The following is a 6,000-nucleotide window of genomic DNA, read 5'->3' as shown; positions in this document are numbered from 1 at the left end:
GAAACCGAACCCAGCAACCCCCCGCCCCCCCCCCCGGGCCCCCCCGCGGGGGGGGGGGGGGGGGGGGGGTACGGCCGAGTGGTGCTGAATGCCAAGGTGACCTTTGAGCGCCCGTTGCAGAGTCAGCGAACGGGGGACTTGAGGTTCGACATCAACGCCGGCGAGTGGGCGTCGCAGGTGGCCGCAGTGGATGCGGGGGCGTTCGTTGAGCTGCTGGTGCCGCTGGCGAGGGGCGCGGACTACACCGGCGCGGTGGCGGCGCTGCGGGCGGCTCGTGAGCTGCTTCGGCAGGGCAACATCGAACCGGCGATCGTGGAGGCGCGCAAGGCCGTGGAGCAGGTCCGCGACGCGTACGGAACGCTGAAGCTGTTCAATGCGGCGAAGACGAAGGCCCCGCGGCAGCGGACCTACGACGAGCGGTGGGCGTTCATGGTCGAGGACCTGTTCTCAACCATGAGCGGCGCGGGTCACAAGGACGAGGTGACGCAGGACTTCGAGTACACCCGGGAGGACGCCGAGATGCTGATCGTCGCGACCGCCGGGATGCTTAAGCGGCTGTCCCTCGACATAGCCACCGGCTCCGAACGGCATGGTGACGGCGCCCTTAAGGCGCTGACATGCTCGCCGGGCCGATTGCATAGGGCGTTGTCAAACGTTCGCACGGTCGTTGCGGGGTCGCCTGGCGCAGGCTTGTTCGACCCAGATCGTCCAGCAGGGCTGACGGGCGGCACCACAGCTCAGGCGGAATCCGCCGGCCGCGACTCCCTAGGGCGCCTCGAAGAGGAGATCGCCGGCCCGCTTTACCCGAAGGCCTGAGCCGGGAACCCGCGAGACCAACTTGTCCATCAGGCTCTCCGCGTAGGAGCGAGACAGGTTCGTCGCAACGTACACCGGCCCGGCGGACGTCTGGACCTCCTTCGGGAAGTACCCCGGAGTCACGGCGCTCTGGTCCGCGCCGACGGCACCGGGGATAATGGTCGCCGCGATGCCCTCGCGCTCGGCCACGAACTCCACAAGATCGCGTACGGCTCGTGCGGCGGCGACGGGTCGCCGTGTGAAGTTCGGCCCCTCCATTGAGTAGATCGTGAACCGGCCGTGCACACGCCGCAGCCGGAGGCGCAGCAGTTGACGCCGGTCGGCGTCCTTGGCGGCGTCGACGTAGCGGTCGAGGAAGACCGCGAGCAACTCGTCATCCAACTTCCGGACTCGGGTCGTCTCGGTCGGATAGTCCATCAGTCGGGCGACCTGGCCCTCTTCGAGGTTGGACAGCGCCGCTTCCAATTGACCGATCGTCGTCACGTCCAGCTCGGCCAACTGTTCGACGAGGAGGGCGACGGATGACGGGTCGCCTGGCTCATCCCCTGGGAAGCGGTCGGCGATCAGCTCGCCCAGCGTTCCCAGGTCAAGCGGAGTCGGGTCAAGTGCGTCCGGCGACGGCTCGTCAACCCCGATCAAGGGCCCGCCAACGGGTGCGACTTCGCCTGCGTCCTGCGGCCGGAGCAGCTCCTCGATCTCGTCGAAGATCTTGTCCATATACCGGCGCATCCCGCCAGCCTCGATGAAGTACTGATCCACACGCCCCTTGTCGGCGGGCGTCAGGTCCTGGTATGCGCCGGACTTGTAGCGGATGTCGTGCTCGTACTCCGCCCAGGCATGACCCGCCACGCTGCGCACCTGGATCTCCAGGCCCTGGTACTTACCGAGGTACCTCGCGAGGGCTGGGTAGCGTTGCTGCGCCTCGGGATCCTTGAGGCCGATGATGACGATGTGCTCGCTGTCGTATCCGTTGTGCTTTTTGTCGCCGGGATTCACCCACTCCCGGTACTCGCAGCGACTCCCGATGAGGTCTGCCAAGTCGTTACGGGCTCGGGTGGTGTACACAATTACGCGGGCCGCCACGCAGTCATGGATCTGCGCAGCGGGGTCGTTGTACTTCGGTGTTCCGTCCTCGTTCGTTTTCTGTGATTTCTCCGTGTACGAGGAGAGACTCTTGGCCCGTGCCTCCACCAGGTGGACGTCGATGCTGGCATCCCGTGCTAACTCGGTGAGGAAGCGTTTCGCCTCACCGGCGGCGTCACTCAGGAAAGCTTGGTCCTTCGCGTAGTGCCATAGGTGGGAGGGGACCTGTTCGAAGCCTTCGCCTTGGGACACGCATCTACCCTACCGACGCGGCGTTCCAGAGTGGAGGATCGCCAGCGCGGGATGCTTCAGTCGGGTAGCCGTCACCCATTGCTCGATCAGCGCGTCGCCGAAGTGAGCGTTGATCAGCCCCGCGGCCGCTGCCCGGCCGAGCGCAAAGCGGATACGTGGGCCAAAGGCCCATCGTCTGCCCGCACGCCATGCCGTACGGGCCCGCGACCACTTGCTGACCGGCAGGCCGCGCGGTCAGCGCCACGCCCTGGTAACCCGGTGCTGACCCCGCACGCCGCACCTCAGGCCACCTCCTCGCCTGGGCGGCAGCCGGCGCGGCCTTCTACACCACCCTGGCCGTCGTGCTGGCGAAGCTCATCGTCGCCGCGACCGCGGCCTTAGCTGCCTTCGCATCCGCGGTCTTCTCGTAGGCCAGTACCGCCACCGTCATCGAAGAGGCCGGCGTCAACACCGCGATCGTCGCCACCGCTATCACCACTGTCCGCCTTCCTCGCAGCCCAGGTAACCAGCATGGTCAACCTGCACGGCGAGGCAGTGGACAGCCGATCCTTCCCGGGCGGCAAGTGGCCCTCACCCAACTCATCCACCTACAACGACGCCACCGTCAACGACGGAGACGCCGACTGGTCTCTTGCCTAGTACTCCAACGTCACTTGGCCTGTCTGCGCTGGTAGTGGGATCGGCGGGCTCGGGCTTGGGATGTTCGTCGCCAGATCGACCAGTGCAGGATGTGCTCTGGTGGGAGCGCCACGGCGAGGACGAGGGCGTTGAGGAGTCGGCGGATCTCGGCGACGGTCAACGCGATGATCTCTGAGTCGGCGTGGGGTTGCTGGGCGGTGGCGGCAAGGATGGTCAGGACGGCGAGGGCGAGCATGGCCAGGGTGATGAAGCGGTGCCAGCCGGTCCAGCTGCGGACCTGGTAGTTGTCCAGGCCGACCTGGCCTTTGCCGGTCTGGAACAGCTCTTCGATGCTCCATCGGGAGCCGGCGACTCGCACGAGGGTGTGCAGCGGGACCGGTCGGGGTGACCAGCACAGGTAGAAGGCCAGCTCACCGGTGTTCCGGTTGCGGCGGATCAGCAGCCACCGGTGCTCATCCGGCCGGGTGGCGGTGGTGATCCAGGCCCACAGGTAGTCGCGGGGACCTTTCGCCCCGGGCCCGCAGCTGTGCTGCTGCCACGCGCGGGTGGGGATCCGCTCGGCGAGGTCGCCGACACGCACGAGGGTGCGGCCGTCGTTGATGTGCACGCGTCGGTCGCAGCCGATGGCCAGGACGTAGCCGATTTGACGCTGCTCGAGGTCGCCGCGCAGGCCGGGGTCGGCGCCGTAGACCTCGTCGCCGGTCACCCACCCCGCCGGGACACCGGCGTCCAACGCGGTAGCGATCATCTGCCGGGCCAGCGCAGGCTTTGTCGCGAACTCGACCTCGTCTGGAACGCCGGCGGCGGTCAGACGCTCGGGCTGGGCGCACCACGTCGCCTCGGGCAGGTAGAGCCGGCGGTCGATCAGCGCCCGCCCGTGCGGGGTGACGTAGGCCAGGAAGACCCCGACCTGACTGTTCTCGATCCGACCGGCGGTGCCGGTGTACTGCCGCTGCACCCCGACTGAGCACATGCCCTTCTTCAGGAACCCGGTCTCGTCGGTGGCCAGCACGGCGTCAGGGTGGCCGAGCTGCTCGACCAGCCACTCTCGCACGTCATCGCGGACGGCGTCGTCGTCCCACACCGCTGTGCGCAGCAACCGCTGCATCGCCTGCGGATCGTCGTGACCCGCCCGTTCGGCGAGGGACCAGCAGGTCTTACGTTCCACGCCCGACAGCAGCCCTTCCACGAACTGCCCGGCGGTCCGGCGCGGCTCTGCCCGCACGAGCCAGCGACACGCGCCGCCGCCTCGTCGAGGATGACCCGCCACCGATCACGGTCTACGCTGTGGCACGCGGCCACCGCACGATCTTCGGTTGTCCTCACAAACCATCGATGATCAACGCGGTGGCCGTCTTCATGCCTGCGCCACGCCCAACGCCGAAACCAAGTGACGTTGGAGTACTAGAGCAACCGCTGCCCGCCTGCCGGCTTGCTCGTGGCTAGCTCTCCACCACGGTTGGGATGTCGATTCACAGGTTCATCGGGGTCACGGCAGCCCTAGTGTTCGAGTGAGGTGCCCGACGCGATAAGACTCAATAGGCGCGCGGGCTACATGACTGACGTTGCCCAGGGAGATGAAGACTTCTCCTGGAGCGGCCTGGCCAGCAACATGATCGAGGGCGGACTCGATGGCGCGTGGTCGGCCGGGGCAAGCCGACTGACCGGCGGTCTTGGCACCAAGCTCCGCGGCGGGTCTGGCGGCCGAACGCCCGGGGTCTCCAGCCGCGCTGCGGGCGAGGGCGGGCCTGGCTCGTCCGCAGCCCAGCGTCCTCGTTCCCAGGAGAGTTCCTCATCGGGGCCAGGATGTTCGACCACGCAGCGACACAGCTTCGACCCGGCAACGCCGGTGTTGATGGCGAACGGGAACACCAAACCGATCGAGGATGTCGAAGTCGGCGACGAGGTGGCCACGACGGATCCCGCCACCGGCGAAAGCACGCCCCAGAAGGTCACCTACCGGCACGTCAACGTCGATGACGACCTGACCGATGTCACCGTCCGCGACGGCGAGACCGGCACGACGTCGGTGGTGAAGACGACCGCGCATCACCCATTCTGGGACGCCACAGACGGGCGATGGGTGGACGCCGCGCAGTTGACGCCGGGACACCGACTGCTCGTCCACGACGACAAGCGGCTCGAGGGTGACAGCACGGGCGCCGGTATGGGCGGCGGCGGACCAGGACACACCGTCACCGTCGTCCAGGTCACCGATGTCGACGGCAGCAAGACCATGCGCGACCTCACCGTCGACAACACCCACACGTACTACGTCCTCGCCGGTGACGAGCCGGTCCTCGTCCACAACTGCAATGGACCCGATTGCACCTGCGGCCCGTCAGCCACCGAGCTGAGAAGTACACCTGGCGTTGCCGGCGGTAGTGGTGCGTCAGTGGGCGTTGGAAATTGGCTGCGCGGATCGCATGGAAATGCGGGAGTATTCCCGAGTCAAGTTGCGGATCGCCTACGCGGCCGTTCATTTGACACGTTCAACGACTTCCGTGGGGAATTCTGGAAGGAAGTGGGGACCGACGCCGACCCCTCGGCGGGATTCAGCCCGGCGAACGTGGCGCGTATGCAGAACGGCAACTCGCCATTCGTGGCAACGTCGCAACAGTTTGGGCCGGGTAGGAATTACGTGTTGCACCATGTCCGACCAATCCAGCACGGCGGAGGGGTGTACGATATGGACAACCTGGTGGTCGTTACTCCTCTCTATCACTCCCAGATCCTTAAACCCAGCTATCACTACGGGAATGGTTAGTATGGCTCTTGGCGGTGCTGAACGTGAGCGAGCGCTTCAGCTAATCCGGCAGTTGAGGGATCCGAGGCTCCCGGATGAGTCGGCTGATGCGCTGCTCACGGAACTGGAAAGGCTGCTCGCGTTCCGCCGAATTACCGATCTACTGTTCTATGAGGACCCTGAATTGTCGGACGAAGAGATCGTAGAAAAGGCACTTAAAAAGAGGCCGCTTGAGCTTTAGGTGCCAACTCTAGTGCGTCTCGTCTCGGTAACTGTGTGCGTAGGAGTGCGTGGTGATGGGCCCGAGCTCACGATCGATCGGCGGTCCGGTGCCCCGGTTTGGGGAGCAGGTTGGGAGCAGTGGGTGCCCTGAACGGCCTTGAACTGCGTCCAACGGCGTCAACGGCGCTCAACTGCACCCGTCCCTGGCTGCGGCTTCACGTTGCCGAAGGTCAGAGCCGATG

Annotated in this window: 5 protein-coding genes and 1 pseudogene; 3 read left to right on the top strand and 3 right to left on the bottom strand. The window is 66.3% G+C overall.

The annotated features are described in order from the left end of the window. Positions 1-81: 81 nt before the first annotated feature. On the top strand, positions 82-816 hold the full coding sequence (locus AB0N27_RS28670; RefSeq protein ID WP_364376423.1) for a hypothetical protein: 735 nt from the start codon (positions 82-84) through the stop codon (positions 814-816). On the opposite strand, the gene AB0N27_RS28665 is transcribed toward AB0N27_RS28670, so the two are convergent. Then, the gene (locus AB0N27_RS28665; protein WP_364376420.1) at positions 766-2,151 is read right to left on the bottom strand and encodes a hypothetical protein; all 1,386 of its coding nucleotides are present in this window, start codon (positions 2,149-2,151) and stop codon (positions 766-768) included. The genes AB0N27_RS28670 and AB0N27_RS28665 overlap by 51 nt on opposite strands. 322 nt (positions 2,152-2,473) lie before the next feature. After that, on the bottom strand, positions 2,474-2,617 hold the full coding sequence (locus AB0N27_RS28660) for a hypothetical protein (protein WP_364376417.1): 144 nt from the start codon (positions 2,615-2,617) through the stop codon (positions 2,474-2,476). Positions 2,618-2,661: 44 nt separating this feature from the next. On the opposite strand from AB0N27_RS28660, the gene AB0N27_RS28655 reads away from it, so the two are divergent. Beyond that, complete coding sequence (locus tag AB0N27_RS28655; protein ID WP_364376415.1) at positions 2,662-2,790, top strand: hypothetical protein; 129 nt, start codon at positions 2,662-2,664, stop codon at positions 2,788-2,790. Between the two features lie 10 nt (positions 2,791-2,800). Here the strand turns inward: AB0N27_RS28655 and AB0N27_RS28650 are convergent. Further along, positions 2,801-4,050: pseudogene (locus AB0N27_RS28650) on the bottom strand (IS701 family transposase). A gap of 295 nt (positions 4,051-4,345) precedes the next feature. On the opposite strand from AB0N27_RS28650, the gene AB0N27_RS28645 reads away from it, so the two are divergent. Next, entirely contained in the window at positions 4,346-5,557 is a 1,212-nt protein-coding gene (locus AB0N27_RS28645; protein WP_364376412.1) for a polymorphic toxin-type HINT domain-containing protein, read from the top strand. Positions 5,558-6,000 lie beyond the last annotated feature (443 nt).

Origin of the sequence: Micromonospora sp. NPDC093244, from assembly GCF_040683695.1 — a bacterium.
GTDB lineage: Bacteria > Actinomycetota > Actinomycetes > Mycobacteriales > Micromonosporaceae > Micromonospora.
Note: the sequence above shows the minus strand (reverse complement) of the source record. Positions and strands in the feature narration are given on the sequence as shown.

Excerpts from the sequence above, each read along its gene's own strand:
- AB0N27_RS28655 (WP_364376415.1), top strand. The coding sequence starts at position 2,662 with ATGGTCAACCTGCACGGCGAGGCAGTGGACAGCCGATCCTTCCCGGGC.
- AB0N27_RS28645 (WP_364376412.1), top strand. The coding sequence starts at position 4,346 with ATGACTGACGTTGCCCAGGGAGATGAAGACTTCTCCTGGAGCGGCCTG.